Here is a 17,316-nt window from a genome sequence, read left to right on the forward strand (position 1 = left end):
CTATTCGCTACCCCGAAGTTTTAAGGGTCGCCAGCATTGTTCGATAGTCTTTATCGGATAACGCATCGCTAAAGACAACAATAATCTTTTTTTGTCGACCAATCTTACAGCTCAACAACATCATCCAAACGGTTAAAACAGATGTCGCCTCAAACTCGACCGGGATGCAAAGATCATTTATTAACACTAATTCCCAGCCGCCGTGCTCGGAATATTTTAAAGATACAATCTGTTTTTTATTATAACGCCATAGTTGAATAAATAAACTGCTTAGCAAAAACACAAGTAAAATTAATCGATTACTCAACGCTAAGCTATTCAGCCAACAACCGGCCGCGGCGAGCAGATGAGTCGACAGGATCAGCCCATTCAGCCGCTGCGAATGTTCTATGGCGAAGATTTGCACAGGATTCGGTTTTTTATTCACAACTAGGCATTACCCTATTGAATTAATCAAGCTATAATCACCAAATTTTATCAAAGCTGAAGACCATGAATTCGGACTGGATAGCATTTTTACAATCGAAAGGCGCTCGTTTGACCGATGATCGGCATATTGAGTTCTCGCCTAGCACTCCCAACACTATCGAAGAAAGACTTTACCCAGTCACCCACTTAACGACATTTAAAGTGAGTGGCGACGATGCGTCAACCTTTCTACAAGGCCAGCTGACCTGCAACATTAACGACTTAACGGATGACCAAGCAGGCTTTGCGGCATATTGCAACGCCAAGGGCAGAGTCATCAGCAACCTACTGATCTGCAGACAACACGATGCTTTCATAGTCATACTGCCGACTTCCTTATTAGATAAGGTCATCAACAAGTTGCGGATGTATATCTTGCGCGCCAAAGTAACCCTGACCCGCGAAGCCGAAAATTTATGTCTATTGGGTCTGAATAGCAAACACCCTAGCGTTGCCAATATAACTCTGCCGGTCAACAATTATCAAGTTACTAAAGGCGACCCACACATCATCAAGCTACCGAGTCCGTCGCCACGCTATCTGATTTTAGCAGATCTCGACCATGCTAAACGGTTCTGGTCACAGACGGTGGATAGCCAAATCCTGCAAAAAGGTGATTCTAATCTCTGGAGTTACCAAGACTTATCCGCCGGCATTCCCTGGTTTGACGAGTCGGTTTCCGAACAATATATCCCACAAATGCTTAACGTCGACAAGCTAGGCGGCATCAGTTTCAACAAAGGTTGTTATACCGGCCAGGAGATCGTCGCCCGCACCCATTATCTTGGTAAGGCAAAACGTGAGCTTTATCTGGCCGAATGCAGCAATGCTGAAATCATCGATCGCGACACAACGATAATCGATGGCGACAATGGAGAAAGCTCAGCCAAGATAGTGGCTTTTTGCTGTCTAGGACAAACTTGCAGATTGCTACTGGTGATGCCAACAAGCGACAGCGACCAAAAAACTCTTGTACTGAACAATTCCAGTCAGGATAAAATCACCCTCATTCCTTTTCAATAAATAACGGCAAATAACGGAAACCTATCCATGCAATTCAAATCGGTTCGAGACTTTCTCGTTCATGTCAAAACAGAACTTGATGCCAATCGGCTAGTATTACCCACGTTGCCGGACGTCGCTCTGAAAGTCAGGGACGCCGTCTCGAAAGGCGATGCAACAGCCCAGGAACTGGCCGAAATGATTGTCACCGACGCGGCGTTGTCTGCTCGATTAATTCAGGTTGCGAACAGTCCTTTGTACCGAGGCATGGTTGAAATCAGCAACATCCAGATGGCTGTCACGCGCCTGGGCAACAAAACCATCCGCACACTGATCACCAGCCTGGTGATGCAACAAATGTTCACACCGACCAGCGATCTGTTGGAAGAGCACTTCCGCGCGACCTGGGAGCAAAGCGTCAATGTCTCCGCCATCAGCCGAGCCTTATGTTCTTTCGCTCCTCATCTGAACCCCGATGAAGCGATGTTGGCCGGCCTGATCCATCAAATCGGCAAGCTGCCTATTTTAATGTTGGTCGAGGACATTCCCGAATTCAGGGATAGCCCCTCCAGGCTGAACAAACTGCTGGAAAAGGCCCACCCGGCCATCGGCAAACTGATCATGGAAACCTGGGATTTTCCCGACGAACTGAAATGCGTCGCATCCGAATATATCGATTTCGGAAGAGATTCCGGTCCCAAGGCCGATTATGTCGATATCGTACAGGTAGCCTTCCTACAAAGCATTGCCGGCAGCGACCATCCTGCTTGCCGGGTTGACTGGAGCACGGTGCCTTCTTTCGCCAAACTGGGTCTGGCGTCCGATGCCGAGGTGCTGGAAATCGAGGGCATTTCCGAAGAGATTGAACTCGCTCAATCGATGCTCACCTGATGATGATTGATACTCAAGCAGCCTTACGCTTTCGACGCCTGGGCATACTCACCATTTTCGCGGTTTATGGGGTCATTTTGATGGGCGGCATCGTTCGCGCCTCCGGAGCCGGTATGGGCTGTCCTGACTGGCCGACTTGCTTCGGCCAATGGATTCCCCCTACCGATGAATCGCAACTGCCACCGAATTATCATGAGGTCTATGCCGAACGCGGCTACCAGAACACCGACTTCAACCCGGTCAAGACCTGGACCGAATACGTTAATCGTTTGGTCGGCGTAACTATCGGCATTTTGATTTTCCTGACCGCCTGGTCGTCGAGAATTTATTTAAAAGGCGATAAAGCCATTTTTTACCTGGCGTTGACTGCTTTTTTTCTAGTCAGTTTTCAAGGCTGGCTGGGCTCCGCCGTGGTCGCCAGCAATCTAAAGCCGTTGATGATTACGCTGCACATGCTGTTGGCCTTGTTTATCGTCGCCTTGTTGATATACGCGATAGCCCGTTCGCAAAAGAGATTTATTGCGCAAATTGACAGCCAGCGCATTTCCGAACGTTTTATCACGGTACTGAAGGTGGCAATGGCCATGACCTTGATCCAAGTTGCGATGGGCACGCAAGTGCGCGAAGCGGTCGACTTCATCGCCCACGAACACAACTACATCGACCGACAATACTGGCGAGACAGCTTTCCGATCATTTTTTATGTCCATCGTTCGTTTTCAGCGCTGATTTTATTCACCAATCTGTGGTTAGGCTGGCAAATCTATCGTTCGGTCGCCAAGGACAACCTATTGTTAAAACTGGCTTACGCCTTGACCGGCTTGATTGTCGGCGCAATTGTTGCCGGCATAACGTTAGACCGCCTGGGCGTCCCGCCGATCGCTCAACCGATCCATTTATTGCTGGCCAACCTGATTTTCGGCATGCAATTCTTTCTCTATATTTGCATGAGGTATTCGAAGCAAGCCTAATCTTCTAAGCCTAAACCAACAACACCGATGGCAAAAATCCCGATAAATTACTAAACTAGCCAACTGGTCGAGGGTGCCCGCTCCATACTGGGCAATATAATACACCTTGGCGACCATGCAACTGGAAAAGAATCAATCAAAACAAGATTATGCCCATGTGGTCGTAATACCGCATGCAAACCGGTCGATATTAAGTGAATTTCTGGAGGATTTATACCAAGACAAGTCGTCCCTAAATAAAAGACCAACATAAAGCATGGGTTCACGGATGAAGGCCAGAGCTCCTTCATTAAAAAATACCTGAATCAATAGATTGGTTAATATCGCGTCATCCCTCAGGGCGGGGCGCTAAAAACCGCCGCCGGGGAAAAATTGGCCGTTGTGCGTATCCAGGCGGATTGCCTGGCGGCGAATCCTATTGCATGCTAATTGTAGCCTTGCCTTAGGATGTGCTGAACAGCGTGAAGCGCATCAAAAATGGTGCGCTTCCACTCGTCAGCACACCCTACCCGCATCGTAGGGCGGCTTCGCGAAGCAAGCCGCCAAAAACCGCCACCAGGGCAAAATTGGGGCGGGTTATTTAACACACCCTAAACGTTTAACTTACTTTAGGCGTATTTGTTGCTAATTTTCTGTTTTGCCACTCATTCATTTAATGAGGTAGCCCTGATGAAGGCGAAACTGGTTTGTGATGCGTTACAGATGGCGATCTAGCAACACCGTCCAGAGGGATTCATCACCATGCCACCTCATTCAACTCTATCAACTTAGTCTTCTGTCACACATTTGTTGATCGTCAATACTTCGGCCTGTTCGGCTGAGCGCTCCTCCTCGTCATCGTAACGCTCGGCTACGTTAACCTTGATACCTTTGCCAGCTAAACGTTCGACGATGTTGTCGGCCCGCTGTTTCTCCGTGAACAAGCCGAGAGAAATGGCGCCTTTCATCTCGCCTTTTCGGAACAGCCATAACTCTTTAATTCCCTTATTCCTGAGCATCGACACATTGTTTCTGGAAGCAGCAAACGTTTCGGCGGCCGGATAATAAACCAAATAGGATGAAACTTTCCGCTTATCCTTCGTCTCGCCGATCCGCAAATTGCTCAAGTCTAAGTCTTCAGCCTGAACAGTTGAAAACGGCTGATTCACCCTGAGATAAAGACGCTTCTCGGTTGTATAACGCGCACTCACGTCAGCTGCTATCCCCTTGCTGATCATGCGCTTAGCGAACTTTTCCGCCCGGTATTTTTGTTTGAACAGACCCAGTGAAATTGCGCCCTTCATCTCGCCTTTGCGAAACAACCATAAGTCTTTGATTCCCCTCTTCTCCAGCAACGCAACATTGTTTCTGGAAGCGGCAAACGTTTCGGCGGCCGGATAATAGACCAGATAGGAGGATATCGCCTGTTGTTCCTTAACAAAGGTTTCCGTCCTTTGTGGATCCAGCCCTTGTTTGTTCAACCATGCAGTCATTTGCGGATCGTTTGCAAACGGCCCGATCTCAATACAGGCCGGCGCGGAGGCCTCAACGACCTCATCTAGCTCAGCGCTAACGACCCGACTTCGCGGTTCATGTTTATCGGTACTTATACTGCCCTTGTCCGCCTCATCGTTAACGCTATCGGTCAATTTTTCCCCTTCGGCAATCAGCGCCTTCTGGACTTGCTGCGTTGCTTGCAAGTCATCCACGTCGCTTTCATCGATCATGAGTTGCGCGGCCATCAATTCAAGCTCTTCTTGTTCAGCGCCTTGCTCGACCATCGCCAGCCATTGCTCCGTTAATTCCGAGGCCGGACCGACCGCTTTTGCGCCTAACTCTGCCACACTTGCATGCGGCGCCGGCAAGGCATCTGCGTCATCGGCCATCAACTGCGCCATGAGCCAATCCATCTCTTGCTGATCGGAGCCAAATTCGCTCATCATCAGCCAGTCTTCAGCCTGCAACCGATCGCTTGCGGCGGACGCCGATCCAGTCGATTCTTCGGTCAACCGGACGGTCACGGGCGTGTCGTGTTTGCTGATTTCACTCAACAACAAAATCTGCTTTTCCGAGGATGCGTCATCGATGCCGCGTTGCGAGCTAGAGCGAAGCCCGCCATTTTGGAGTTCCCAAAGAAAAAAAATCACATTCGCCAAGATCACAAGAAAGAAGCAGAACTTCATAGTCGACACCCTTTTTTGCAATAAACCGACAGTCCCTTCAGCACCATATCAGGTTCGATAATCGTCTTTATGCTTAGGTTTTCAGCGATAAGCGAGGCATCTCCGCCGGTCATGATCACATCGCCGGAAAGCTGCTGCCTAGACAGCACATGCTCTACCAATCCGGCCGCCGCATAAAGCGTCCCATTATAGATCGCCGCCTCGGTATCGGCCGCCAATCCAGCCACTTTGTCCTGCTCGCTAAAAGGCAACTGAGCGGTTCCTCGCTGCAACGATCTCTTCATCAACCTTAAGCCCGGACTGATCAATCCGCCCAAATGCTGACCCTGCCGGTTGAGGAAATCGACGGTAATGGCCGTACCGCAGTCAATCACACAGGCTGCGCCAGGATAATAATGATGCATAGCCAATAAATTCAGCCAACGATCGACACCGAGCTTTTCCGCTTGCCGATAGGCATTGGTGACGCCACACGCATGACGAGAGGATGAGGCCCGGATAATAACGATATCGGGCCATAACTGTTGCGCCAGCCGCAGCAATTTTTCGACCGGCTGATGACCGCCTACCGAAGAAACGGCCAGCGTTCCCGGCTGATCGAATCTTTGCCAGGTTTGGCGAATTTGTTCGACGAAATCTTCGCTGCGATAATCGAGAGAGCCTTGAAATCTCACATCATCGTCACGCTCTATGCCCCATTTCAACCGGGAATTACCGAGATCGAGCAGCAGCTTCATGAGTTGCTAAAACTCACTTCGCCAGAAGCGAAACGCGTTAATTTCAGATCCTGGTCACGAATCATCAACATCCCCTGATCATCGATGCCCTCGACCTTGCCCTGATAACACTGTTGGCCCATGTAGATGTCGACCGCCCTGCCTTGCATGCAGTCGTAGTCGCGCCACTCGGCTAAATAATGGCTCAATCCCTTGTCGTCAAAATCGGCAACAACCGGCATGATATGGTTCAACAACACCGCCGCCAGTTTGTTTCTCAGACCATGGCTATGGCGGCCGACAATGCTATCGAGATCGACCCAGGCCTGTTCGATGGCTTGGGCCTGTTGCGGAGGAAGATAACAGTTCAAACCCAAGCCAATCACTGCATTACAGGGGCCGCCACTTTCTCCTGACACTTCGATCAAGATGCCGGCCAGTTTTCGCTGCCGCCAGTAAATGTCATTAGGCCATTTCAGACCGACATCGACGATCCCCAGCTCATTCAAAGCCCTGACGACCGCGACCCCGACCGCAAGACTCAGGCCGGCTATCATCGCCGGACTCGATTGGTAACGCCATAACACCGACAAATAAATATTGCTGCCGAAAGGCGACAACCACTGTCTGCCCCTACGTCCCTTGCCGGCGGATTGAAATTCGGCAAAACAGGCGATGCCATTGGCTCCGCTCTGCTGCGCCTTTTCCAGCAAATAGCTATTGGTGGATGCAATCAAGTCATGTATCTCGACGCCATTCAACAAGAGATCGGCTTGCGGCGACAAATACTGTTCTATTTGCCGCAATGACAGCAAGGCCATCGGATGCTGTAATTTATAGCCTTTTCCGCTGACGGCGCTTAATTCAATGCCCAGCTCGGACAAACCGTGCAATTGTTTGCAAATGGCGGAGCGACTGACGCCCAGCGATTCGGCCAATTCGGTTCCGGAATGAAAACCGCCATCAGCCAACAGACGAAGCGCACGTTTAAGATTTGCGGAAATAGCCACGTCAGAGTCTGATCCTCATTTGCTCTCGCGAATCTGCTGCATCTGTTTTTTCACTACATGCTTGATCAACAGTTCACGGTCATCGTCTTTCATATTGACATAGTCAACACCGACAAAATAGGGATAATCGCCGCCCTCTTCATTGCGTTGGCAATAGATGACCTTGCCATAGGCGACTATCACCGCCATACAGGAAGTCAGCATGATTCTTATTTCCAAAAACCGCCCCGGTTGTAATTCCTCGTCGGCGGCAAAAGCCAGCCCGGAAGCGCTGATATTGACATCCCGACTATCATGTTCGCCGAATTGATTGCCCTGCATCGTTAACGCCTGGGCTAACAAATTAATTTTGGTGTCGATGATTTTGAGATATTCGAAGATTTCCGGTTGATTTTTTTCCAAGCGGGCGCCGATGATGCGGGCTTCCTGAGACATCGCATCGAGGGCGGCGGCCAGCGAACAATTGCTAAGTAAATCATCGGAAACGTGGCTTAATGCCGTCACGGTATTTTCATCGACGACCTTGTAAACCAAATTGACCTTATCTTCGATACGAAAAAAACGCCGTCTTTCCTGCTGCTCAGTATTCATATTCCAATTTCCGGGAAACCTTAGTTCAATTTATCTGCTAATGCGTCGCTCTGAATAACCGTAGCGCTATCATCCAAATCTACAGTTGGATCATCCTGTTCGATAATGATCTCAACCCGTCGGTTTTTCGCTCTGTTTTTGTCCGAGTCGTTTGGGACCAATGGTCGGGTATCGGCATACCCTTCAATCACGATGCGCTTGGGATCGGTGTTTTTGTTATTCAGCATATAATGAGCCACCGTCACCGAACGAGCCGCCGACAATTCCCAATTCGACCGATACCAGTCGGTTGAAATCGGCACATCATCGGTATGTCCGGCGACGGCCACTTCACCCACCGAATGATTGACCGACTCGGTGATTTTATCCATGACCGGCTCAAACCCCGCTTTCAACACGGCGCTGCCGGACGGAAAAGAGCCTTTTTCATTGATCCGAATGATGATTTTCAAACCCTCCGTCGTTACCGTAACCAACCCCGCGTTAATTTCCTCCTGCAAGGTTTTCCTGATTTGTTCGGCCTGCTCCTCAATTTCCTTGAGTTTCTCTTCCATAATTTGCTTTTTCAGCACCTCCATATCCTTAGCGCTGACATCCAGTTGTGTATCTTTTTGATTAGTCGACTGCTTGACGTCCGGCAATAAAGTCGGCTCGGTCTGGGCCGGTGAAAAATGCTGAGCGATGATGCTGGTGCCCATCGGCACATCATCGGCTGGAATGTCCCTCTGGACACCGAAGGCGTTCATCATCGATTCCGACATTTTCTTGAACTTGTTAGCGTCCATCGTCGCAAACGATAACAACAACACGAAAAAGCACATCAATAACGACATCAGATCGGCGAAGGTCGCCAGCCAACGCGGCGCTCCCGCCTCCGGACATTTGGGACATTCATCCGCCATGATCATTCTTCCTCATTGTTCAGCCGTTTTTTCTCGGACAAGTAGGAATTAAGCAGGGCTTCCAACACCTTAGGATTCATGCCTTCCTGAATACCGCTGATGGTATCCAAAATCAGTTCTCTATTGGTCTTTTCATAACTCAATACATTGGCCAGCTTATCAACCATCGGCAATGCGAAGCAATTGGCCACGATCGCGCCGTATAGGGTCGTCAGCAAGGCCACCGCCATCGCCGGACCGATGCTGGCGGGATCGGACATATTGGCCAGCATCTGCACCAAGCCAACCAAGGTGCCGATCATTCCCATCGCCGGCGCCAGGTCACCGACCCCTTTCCACATATTTTGGCCGGCTTCATTGCGACTGACCATCAGGTCGATTTCCTGTTGCAGCATTTTTTTGACGAAAGCCGGATCATGGCCGTCGACGCATAAATTGACCCCTTTTTTCATAAAATCATTGGAAATTTCCTCGCTTTCCAAAGCCAATAAACCATTCTTTCTTGCTACATCGGCCAGCCGCACCGCATCTTCGATCAGCGAAGCTGGGTCCTCACTTTTATTCATAAATGTTTTACCCAGAATGGCAAAAGAGCGTAAGAAATCAGACAGCGGAATACGCATCAACGAAACCCCAAAGGTGCCGCCCAATACGATCAACAATGATGGCACATTGACAAACAACATGATGTCGCCGCCGGTAGCAATAGCCGCGACGATAATACCGATACCCAATAAAAAACCGACCAAGGATGCAATATCCACTCTTAACCTCTTAAGTAAAAACAAAGCCAAAGCGCTGTAGAATGGCAGCGCCTAAGCGATTATTTTAGTATATTCACAAAAAATAGTTTATTTAGTTGTGTCCATATAGCCAGCTATACCCCTGAGCGACACTTATTCAAGCGGAAATCACCCGATCAAAGCGTCGCATCAGCGCGTTAATATCTTTGCGATAGACCTCCTGCACCGGTAATATCAAATTGCCCGGTTTCAGACCTCTATGCTGCAGCGATTCGCTCTCGACAAAGTATTCATGCACATCATAGATTTGCAGGGCCTGAAAAATCGCCGCGGTATCTTTTAAGCCCACCTTTTCGGACTGTTGACGTTGATGCAACTGCAAGACGCCATCATCGAGAAACAGCAGGCTGACTGACTGATCAAAAGCCGCGGTCGTCAAAATGATATCCAGCGTTTCCTGAACACCGGCGCCGTCATGCGGAGCCTGGCTCATCACAAACAAAAAATTTTTTATCATAGTCTCAGGAAAATTCGACAAAGCGGTCCGCCGTTAGAGTCGCTTCCAGCAACTGCCCTAATCCACCGATACGAAAACCCGCGGCCACATCGTCATCCAATTTACCTTGTCGCTTAGCCTCATCCTCGCACAACAACCCCCGGCGCTGGGCGGCGGAAATACAGACCACCAAATCCAGGTCATGGCGTTCTGCGAGTGCGCTCCATTGTGCGGTGAGTTGTAATTCATCGTCCGGTGGCGTGTTGTATTTGAAGGCATGATAAACACCTTCTTTATAAAAAAACACCCGGTTCACCTGATGATTCATTTGCAAGGCGGTTTCAATAAAGCGGAAGGCGGTCAGCCCACCATTGCCGGCGTAAGGGCTACAGGTGATTTGTATCGCGAAATTCATGGATTGAAGGGAAAATAGGGTGAAAATAGCTTATACTTGGAACGATATTTTAATACGGGCGCCGTAATCTTGCTGATTTAATTTGCTGTAATTAGTCTAACTAACACAACGTCCGCTTACGTTATCATTGCTCGACAAGGCCACGCAATTCGCCACGACTCAAGTCATCACATCTTCTGGACAAACCAAACCTCATTCTCATGATGACTTAGCATTTGACCGCAAGCCACTTCCATCTTCGAACACAGGATCGAACAGCATTCGAATCAACAGCCAGCCAGATCGTTAACATGAACTTAATCTCATTCTCACCGGTCTCAACCGCATGAATTTTAAACCCTTAACACTCAGTCTGGCTTTAGGCATGCTGCCGATTCCTGCAATCGCGTTAGGTATTGAAAAAATCGAACTGCCCGATATGGGCGATTCCTCCGGTTCCTTGATATCCCCCCTCCAGGAACAAGAATTGGGCGAAGCTTTTTTTCGAAATCTTCACGCCCAAATCGAAATCAATGAAGATGCCGAAATCCAGCAATATATCGAAACCATCGGCCGGCAGTTGGTCTCCAATAGCGACACGCCCGGCAACCCTTTCCATTTTTTTGTCGTGCTCGATGACAGCATTAATGCATTCGCCGGTCCTGGCGGCTATATCGGCGTTAACTCAGGCTTGTTCTTGCTCACAGAGGCGGAAAGTGAACTGGCTTCGGTCATGGCTCATGAGGTGGCTCACGTTACTCAGCGTCATTTATACCGGGCCTTCGAGGCGGCCAGAAAATTATCGATCCCCACCGCCGCCGCTACCCTGGCCGCGATACTCTTAGGCACCCAATCCCCGGAACTAGGTCAGGCGGCGCTGATCGCGGTGCAAGCTGGCAGCACCCAATTCCAGATCGATTTTACCCGTGACAATGAAATGGAAGCCGACCGAGTCGGCATGCAAACCTTGGTTGACGCCAATTACGATCCACGCAGCATGCCGGTATTCTTTGAACGTCTACAGCAATCCACTCGCTATTACGGCCAAGGCATACCGGAATTCCTGCGCACCCACCCGGTCTCGGCATCGCGAATCGCCGATACCCGCGGCCGCGCCGACCAGTATCCATACAGACAATATCCGGACTCCAAAGGCTACTTGCTGACAAAAGCCAAACTTAGGGTGCTTACCACCAGCGACAACCAGAGCACATTAAAATATTTTCAAGCTCACGAAAACCAGGGAACCCCATTTCAACGGGCCGTGGCCCGCTATGGCATCGCCTTGGTTCATCTGAAATCCCAACAGTTCTCAGACGCGGAAAAAATCTTTCGTCAATTAGTCGCGCAATATCCCAATCAACCGCAATTCGCCGCCGCCTTAGCTAGAACGGCGCTCGACAGCCGACAGTTCGATCAAGCCTTGAAGCTCTATAAACAGGCGCTGCATTATTTCCCCAATGATGTCGCCATTAAAATTGAATTCATCGAAACGCTGCTGAAAACAGGATATCCGGAGCCGGCCAAACAAACCTTGGCAACGCTAAATACGCGCACCCGGAAACAGCCGATTTACTATGAGCTGATGGCGCAAACGCAGGCCGCCCTAGAACAGGATGCGGAATCGCATCGTTATCTGGCGGAATATTATTACGCCAAAGGCCAAACGGAAGCCGCGATCATGCAAATCAAGCTGGCCAAACAAGCCAAAGAGTTGAATTTTTATCAGCAGGCGATCCTTAATGAACGCTTAAACTTCTTCATTCGGGAAGAAAAACAACGCAAACAAAATCATTAATATGCAGCGATTGCCGCTTATTTTTCTTTATAAGAACCCACTTATATCAATAACTTACTGTATTTAAAAAATATTTTTGCCTCGATACCATTTTTTTTACAAAATCATTTTTTTTGATAGACACTTGTGTTTTTTTTGATATAAACTCTTCTGCAACTTACGGAGTGAGTTCGACCTAACGGTCGTTTATGAGGAGGAGAGCGGCCTGATTATAAGGCTATTGATAACAACAATAATAAGGAATAGTAACTGCTTGGTTATTAACTGCCCAAAGGCAAGCATACAGTCCAAAGAAAAATAATAATAACAAAAAGTTTGGATATGCCCGCGTTAAGCGGGCTTTTTATTGCCCGAAAGAAATGTCAAAGCCATAAAAAACCGGAAAACGCTTTCACATCTTCCGGTTCGCACCCGTCCAACAATTTGCCCTGCTTACAATGTAATCCTTACCCCAATCCAGCCCGCTCTCGGCGCGCCAGGTGAAACGAAACGGGGGTTGTCGAAGTCATCTCCTAGCACTTCATCCGCCTCGCCGTAAACGCCGAAGGTTTTATAATCTCGATCGAAAATATTCTCGATCTTGCCGAAAAACGCCAAATGCTCGTTAACCTTGAACTCCGTTCTGGCATTGAAAATCCAATAGCCTCCGAGCGGATCGGTAATATTGGCTTCATCGCCGCGAAAATACTGCTCACCACTATATTGCGTGTCGATCGCCAACGACCATCTTTTCCATAAATCGACGCCTAGACTAGCCTTATAAATATGCTCCGGCAAACCGGGGATTCTGTCTCCCCTTTCCACATTAACTCCGACATCGCTGCCCAAATCTAAAGGGTTTTGTATCGTGAAGCCATCGAGGAAACGCGCATTCAGATAGGTGTAATTGGTGGAAAAGTGCCAATCGTCGATTTCACTGAACAAATGCGGGATGTCGGCATTGAAACCAGACTCAACGCCGTAACGCAGCGTTTGACCGACATTGCTGAAAAAGCCTTCGCTGATGCTGTCACCGCCGCGATTGAAAATAATGTCGTTATGATTGGTGGTATGAAAAAAACCGACATTCCAATTCAGTCTGCCATCACCCATCAAGTCGTTCAAGTCGCCTCTGAAACCGGTTTCCCAGGATTTCGCAACCACTTGAGCCAACGGCGGGTCGGCGACGAAGGCATTGGGCAAGCGACAGGGATCGTTCTCGTCGGCGCAGCTAAGCTCCATCGGCGTCGGCACCCGGGAAGATTCGCTATAACTACCGTACATCGTGACATTGTCCAGCATGTTCCAGGTATAACCGACCGACGGATTGAAACGGTCGTAATTATGGTGACCGCTGAGTTTATCTTCGCCGTTGACATACTGATTATCCAGCGTAATGCTGGTATGGTTGTAACGTCCGCCAAAGGTCAGTGCAAAAGTATCGGTCACCGAGAAGGTATCGCTGAAATAAAAACTGTAATTCTCTGTGATGGTGTTCAGCCTGACCCGGGCCTCCTCGATTTGAATCCCGCTGCCTATCGTGCCACGGTTCGCAGTCAATTGGGCTAATTCGGTGTCCGATTCGAAATGCACATCGGCGTAGTCGTAGGCGGCGCCGAATATGAAACTGTTTTCACGACCAAAAATATCATGACTGAACAACGATTGAATCGTCCCACCGGTGCTGCGCATATGGGTCTGACTGGTGTTATTAGTCCCGCCTTCAACATTATCGCCCGCTAACACCTGGTTGCCAAAAATATCTTCTGCGATTTCATCCTCTTCGTCACATAACAAAGAATTATCGAAGTCACATGCTTCGAAATCGCTGTCATCGCCGTTGAAGGTTTTGATCCGGTTCTGGCGAAAATAGGCGTTACCGCTTAACTGAATGTTATCGGCCATGTCATAACTGCCGGACAACTCGGAAAAAAACATTCGCGTGATGGTCTGGTCAGGATGCGTGAATATCGCCTTCCGATGCTGGTTATGCAACTGCTCGGGAACTGCGCCGTTACCTTTCATGTCATTATCGTTCGCTCCCAGCGTCAAATCCAGGCTGCCGCGATCGCCGCGCCAGCTCAACGTACCGAAAACCTGTTGCGCCGAAGTCGGCGAAAAGTCCCGCCAGCCTTCTTCATCGAAATGGCGCAAATCGATGAAATAGCCCCAGGTGCCGTTATTCCAACCGCTGGTCAATTCCTCCGAATGACGATCCCAAGAACCGCCATAGGCTTCCAATTGATGCCCTGGCGCGGAAAAACCGGTCTTGGTCTGCACCGAAATGGCCCCTCCCAACGTATTCAAACCAAATAAGGGGTTCGACCCGGGCGCCAGCGTCATCGTATCGATCGCGCCGGGCGGCAGCAAATCCCAGTTAACCGAATCGCCGAAAGGTTCGTTAAAGCGCACCCCATTGACATAAACGGACAAGCCTTGAGGCAAGCCCAGCAACGGAGAAGCGACAAAACCGCGATAATAGACATCGGGCTGCAAGGGATTGTTCTGCGCTTCATTGATATGCACACTCCCCATATAACGGTTCATATAATCCGACAAGGAAAGACTCTGGGCATCCTGCAGCTGATCCGAAGAAACGGTTTGTACAGGAGCGGGAATTTTATCCGCGGAAACGCCACTGCCCTGCAATGGTGTGACTCCGATGACATCGACGGTCTCCAATTTGATCTTGGGTTTATCTTCGGCCAGCGCATCCCCTACCCCGCTAAGACAGAACAAAGGCAGCAGACCTTGCACAACTTTTTTCATCTTTCTCTCGTGTTCATTTCAAATGCACAGATGATAATGAAAAGAGTTCCCGCGTTGTAGCTTCGAACAGAAAAAAGGAAATATTCCCGACTGTTTGCTTTTGACAAAGACACCCAGCTCAAACCATTCTGACGCCTCGCTAATTCACCAGCCATTTCCAATTGGATAACAAAATGAAGTGTTGTGTTTGGCGAGGATGTCGGCGGCAGGGAGTCCGCCATCAAGCTCCCAGCGCCTATATTCCATGGCTACCTCATTAAATGAATGAGTGGCAAAACAGAATTCAACAACAAATACGCCAGAGGGATCCGCTGTGCGTGATCCATCTCACGGATGTGGGTGTGCTGATGATAGGAAGCGCACCGGTTTTTGATGCGCTTCACGGTGTTCGACACATCCGAAGGCAAGACGGTGCTTTGCGTAGGAGCGCCGCCCTCGGCGCGAAAAGCAATTACACTATGAGAAATGCAGGTCAACGAGGTCCTGAACGATTCAACCGTGACTAGAATAAGTTAAACGTTCGGGGCGGGTTAAATAACCCGCCCCGCCCCAGCAATTCCCAGTTTGGCCAGTTTGGCGTTCAAAAAGGGCATGGGGCGTGTTTGTCCTCGACAGACACTCCTCAAGCTCTAAACGCCGCTGAAACACACAAACTAGGAATTGCTGATAATTCACAATAACCCTATTTTTTCCCAGGCCGTTCGCTATAATGGGCCGATAATTTTAATAAGATGTATAAGGTAATGCCATGGCAAATATTCAGGTTTTTCTAGACACCCAGTATGCACGCTTAAAGTCCAATCCCAATTACCAGAAAATCATGGCGTTACCGCCGGCACAGCGCTACGCGAGCTTAACCGGCCTATTCTTAGCATATCGGGTCAGAGGGAGCCGCAGCTCCCGTCTGCCCACAGAACCGTGCGTACGGGTCCGTACACGGCTCCTCACGTAAGACGAATCCATTGAGATACCTCAAACCAATGCGCTAACTGTCGGTCGGATCGTATTTCCTGTCCCATCAGGTTGATAAACCAACTGTTCGGATAGGCTCTCGTCACCGCTCGGGTTGCGGAAAGCGCCCACCGTTTCTTGTTGGAAAAGACCGTCTGGGCGGCTTGCTTTCGCGGTACGCCCCGTTTGACCAGGTTTCGATACAGATGCTGTTTCCGCTTCTGCTGACTCACCAGCCTCGCTCGTAATCGTCGCCGGATATGGGCTTCGATTTTCCTCAGCTGGGACGGGTATTGGGTCAAGCTGTAGTAGTTGGCCCAGCCCACGTACCACTGATTAAGGTCGGCCAGGGTGTGATTCAGCGTCTGATGGGTGCCTCGCGGCGTTAAGGCTTTGACTTTACTCATGGCCGTTTGCAGGGCTTTGTGCGCAATCGCCACCGTCCCGTCGACCACGGTAAAGCCTAAGAACTTTACCGCATCGGATTTAGCCACTTGGCTTTTCTCCCGGTTCACCTTCAGTTTCAGCTTGTTTTCGATGAATTGGCTGACTTTCTCCATCACTCGCTCCGCCGCCTTTTGCGACCCAACGAAAATGTTGCAGTCATCGGCAAACCGACAAAATTCCAGTCCGCGCTTTTCCAATTCCTGATCCAGTTCGTCCAGAACAATGTTGCTCAGCAAGGGCTTAACGGTCCGCCCTGCATCGCACCTTCCTTGTTGGGGTTGACGACGCCGTTGATCATCACGCCACTGCGCAGCATCATGCCGATCAAGCGCAAGATGCGTTTGTCGGCGATCCGTTGCCCCATCCGGCCAATCAGCCGGTCGTGGTGAATACGATCGAAGAACTTCGATAAGTCGATGTCCACCACATAGGGTTTACCGCTTTCCACGATCCGTTGCGCCGCTTGCACCGCTTGGTGTTGACTCCGTCCCGGACGAAAGCCATAGCTGTGCCCTGAAAAATGCGGATCAAAGATCGGTTCCAGCAACAATTTCAGGGTCGTCTGTACCACACGATCCCGCACCGTCGGTATGCCGAGCAGACGTACGCCCTTGCCGCCAGGCTTAGGTATTTCCACTCGGCGAACCGGCGAGGGTTGGTAAGTCCAATCCTGCAATTCCTGTTGCAGACGACTTAGCTCTTCGTCTAAACGGGCTTCAAAGTCGGCTATCGTGACCCCGTCAATGCCGGGTTTGCCTTTGTTCTTCTTCACCTGTTCAAATCCCGCACTCAAATACAACGTTGAGCACAGTTGGTCAAAGAGTCTTGGTTCCTCAATCAATCGGTCATGTTCGTTCATTTCACTTTTTTTCTCTCTCTTGCAATGGCCTTTCTTCAATCTCGCGCAATCGATTCGTTCACTGTTTACGACGCGAATAGTCGATTGCTCCTGTCAGGCTGATCTCAGACCCTCAGTTTATAATCAACGGCCATGGCCGCTTACGTGTTCCACCCTTCACCTCCAAC

The 17,316-nt window shown here is 49.6% G+C and carries 15 protein-coding genes and 1 pseudogene; 4 read left to right on the forward strand and 12 right to left on the reverse strand.

Annotation, left to right across the window (positions count from 1 at the left end):
- Positions 1 to 7: 7 nt before the first annotated feature.
- On the reverse strand, positions 8 to 427 hold the full coding sequence (locus tag Q9L42_RS14290; protein WP_349431295.1) for a protein YgfX: 420 nt from the start codon (positions 425 to 427) through the stop codon (positions 8 to 10).
- 65 nt (positions 428 to 492) lie between these two features.
- Between Q9L42_RS14290 and Q9L42_RS14295 the strand changes: the two genes are divergently transcribed.
- From Q9L42_RS14295 to Q9L42_RS14305, 3 genes are read left to right on the forward strand one after another with little or no spacing between them, the layout of a single operon-like run.
- Positions 493 to 1,491: a YgfZ/GcvT domain-containing protein gene (locus Q9L42_RS14295; RefSeq protein WP_305907727.1), complete on the forward strand. Its 999-nt coding sequence runs from the start codon at positions 493 to 495 to the stop codon at positions 1,489 to 1,491.
- Between the two features lie 27 nt (positions 1,492 to 1,518).
- Positions 1,519 to 2,361, forward strand: a complete 843-nt coding sequence (locus Q9L42_RS14300; RefSeq protein ID WP_305907726.1) for an HDOD domain-containing protein — start codon at positions 1,519 to 1,521, stop codon at positions 2,359 to 2,361.
- A gap of 2 nt (positions 2,362 to 2,363) precedes the next feature.
- Positions 2,364 to 3,332: a COX15/CtaA family protein gene (locus Q9L42_RS14305; RefSeq protein ID WP_349432761.1), complete on the forward strand. Its 969-nt coding sequence runs from the start codon at positions 2,364 to 2,366 to the stop codon at positions 3,330 to 3,332.
- Between the two features lie 767 nt (positions 3,333 to 4,099).
- Here the strand turns inward: Q9L42_RS14305 and Q9L42_RS14310 are convergent.
- The 8 genes from Q9L42_RS14310 to tusD all read right to left on the reverse strand — a co-directional run bounded on the left by Q9L42_RS14310 (position 4,100) and on the right by tusD (position 10,367).
- The gene (locus Q9L42_RS14310; RefSeq protein ID WP_349431296.1) at positions 4,100 to 5,494 is read right to left on the reverse strand and encodes a hypothetical protein; all 1,395 of its coding nucleotides are present in this window, start codon (positions 5,492 to 5,494) and stop codon (positions 4,100 to 4,102) included.
- Positions 5,491 to 6,231: a type III pantothenate kinase gene (locus Q9L42_RS14315; RefSeq protein ID WP_305907723.1), complete on the reverse strand. Its 741-nt coding sequence runs from the start codon at positions 6,229 to 6,231 to the stop codon at positions 5,491 to 5,493. Before Q9L42_RS14315 ends, Q9L42_RS14310 begins: the two co-directional genes overlap by 4 nt.
- Positions 6,228 to 7,220: a bifunctional biotin--[acetyl-CoA-carboxylase] ligase/biotin operon repressor BirA gene (gene birA, locus Q9L42_RS14320; RefSeq protein WP_305907722.1), complete on the reverse strand. Its 993-nt coding sequence runs from the start codon at positions 7,218 to 7,220 to the stop codon at positions 6,228 to 6,230. Before birA ends, Q9L42_RS14315 begins: the two co-directional genes overlap by 4 nt.
- Before the next feature lie 15 nt (positions 7,221 to 7,235).
- Positions 7,236 to 7,811: a PilZ domain-containing protein gene (locus Q9L42_RS14325; RefSeq protein ID WP_305907721.1), complete on the reverse strand. Its 576-nt coding sequence runs from the start codon at positions 7,809 to 7,811 to the stop codon at positions 7,236 to 7,238.
- A 20-nt stretch (positions 7,812 to 7,831) separates the two neighbouring features.
- A complete protein-coding gene (locus tag Q9L42_RS14330; protein WP_305907720.1) occupies positions 7,832 to 8,713 on the reverse strand; it encodes a flagellar motor protein MotB in 882 nt (293 codons plus the stop codon).
- Positions 8,714 to 8,715: 2 nt separating this feature from the next.
- Positions 8,716 to 9,477: a MotA/TolQ/ExbB proton channel family protein gene (locus tag Q9L42_RS14335; protein WP_305907719.1), complete on the reverse strand. Its 762-nt coding sequence runs from the start codon at positions 9,475 to 9,477 to the stop codon at positions 8,716 to 8,718.
- Between the two features lie 136 nt (positions 9,478 to 9,613).
- Positions 9,614 to 9,973, reverse strand: coding sequence for a sulfurtransferase complex subunit TusC (tusC, locus tag Q9L42_RS14340; protein WP_349431297.1), 360 nt, complete (start codon positions 9,971 to 9,973; stop codon positions 9,614 to 9,616).
- A gap of 4 nt (positions 9,974 to 9,977) precedes the next feature.
- The gene (gene tusD / locus Q9L42_RS14345; protein WP_305907718.1) at positions 9,978 to 10,367 is read right to left on the reverse strand and encodes a sulfurtransferase complex subunit TusD; all 390 of its coding nucleotides are present in this window, start codon (positions 10,365 to 10,367) and stop codon (positions 9,978 to 9,980) included.
- Between the two features lie 325 nt (positions 10,368 to 10,692).
- Between tusD and Q9L42_RS14350 the strand changes: the two genes are divergently transcribed.
- Complete coding sequence (locus Q9L42_RS14350; RefSeq protein ID WP_349431298.1) at positions 10,693 to 12,144, forward strand: beta-barrel assembly-enhancing protease; 1,452 nt, start codon at positions 10,693 to 10,695, stop codon at positions 12,142 to 12,144.
- A gap of 432 nt (positions 12,145 to 12,576) precedes the next feature.
- Here the strand turns inward: Q9L42_RS14350 and Q9L42_RS14355 are convergent, their stop codons facing one another.
- The 3 genes and pseudogenes from Q9L42_RS14355 to ltrA form a co-directional block, all read right to left on the reverse strand.
- Positions 12,577 to 14,892, reverse strand: a complete 2,316-nt coding sequence (locus tag Q9L42_RS14355) for a TonB-dependent receptor (protein WP_349431299.1) — start codon at positions 14,890 to 14,892, stop codon at positions 12,577 to 12,579.
- A gap of 944 nt (positions 14,893 to 15,836) precedes the next feature.
- A complete protein-coding gene (locus tag Q9L42_RS21490; protein ID WP_349431453.1) occupies positions 15,837 to 16,250 on the reverse strand; it encodes a group II intron maturase-specific domain-containing protein in 414 nt (137 codons plus the stop codon).
- Between the two features lie 105 nt (positions 16,251 to 16,355).
- Positions 16,356 to 17,149 (reverse strand): annotated as a pseudogene (gene ltrA / locus Q9L42_RS14365) (group II intron reverse transcriptase/maturase); the annotation flags it as partial.
- Positions 17,150 to 17,316 lie beyond the last annotated feature (167 nt).

The organism is Methylomarinum sp. Ch1-1, assembly GCF_030717995.2.
GTDB classification, from domain to species: Bacteria; Pseudomonadota; Gammaproteobacteria; order Methylococcales; family Methylomonadaceae; genus Methylomarinum; species Methylomarinum roseum.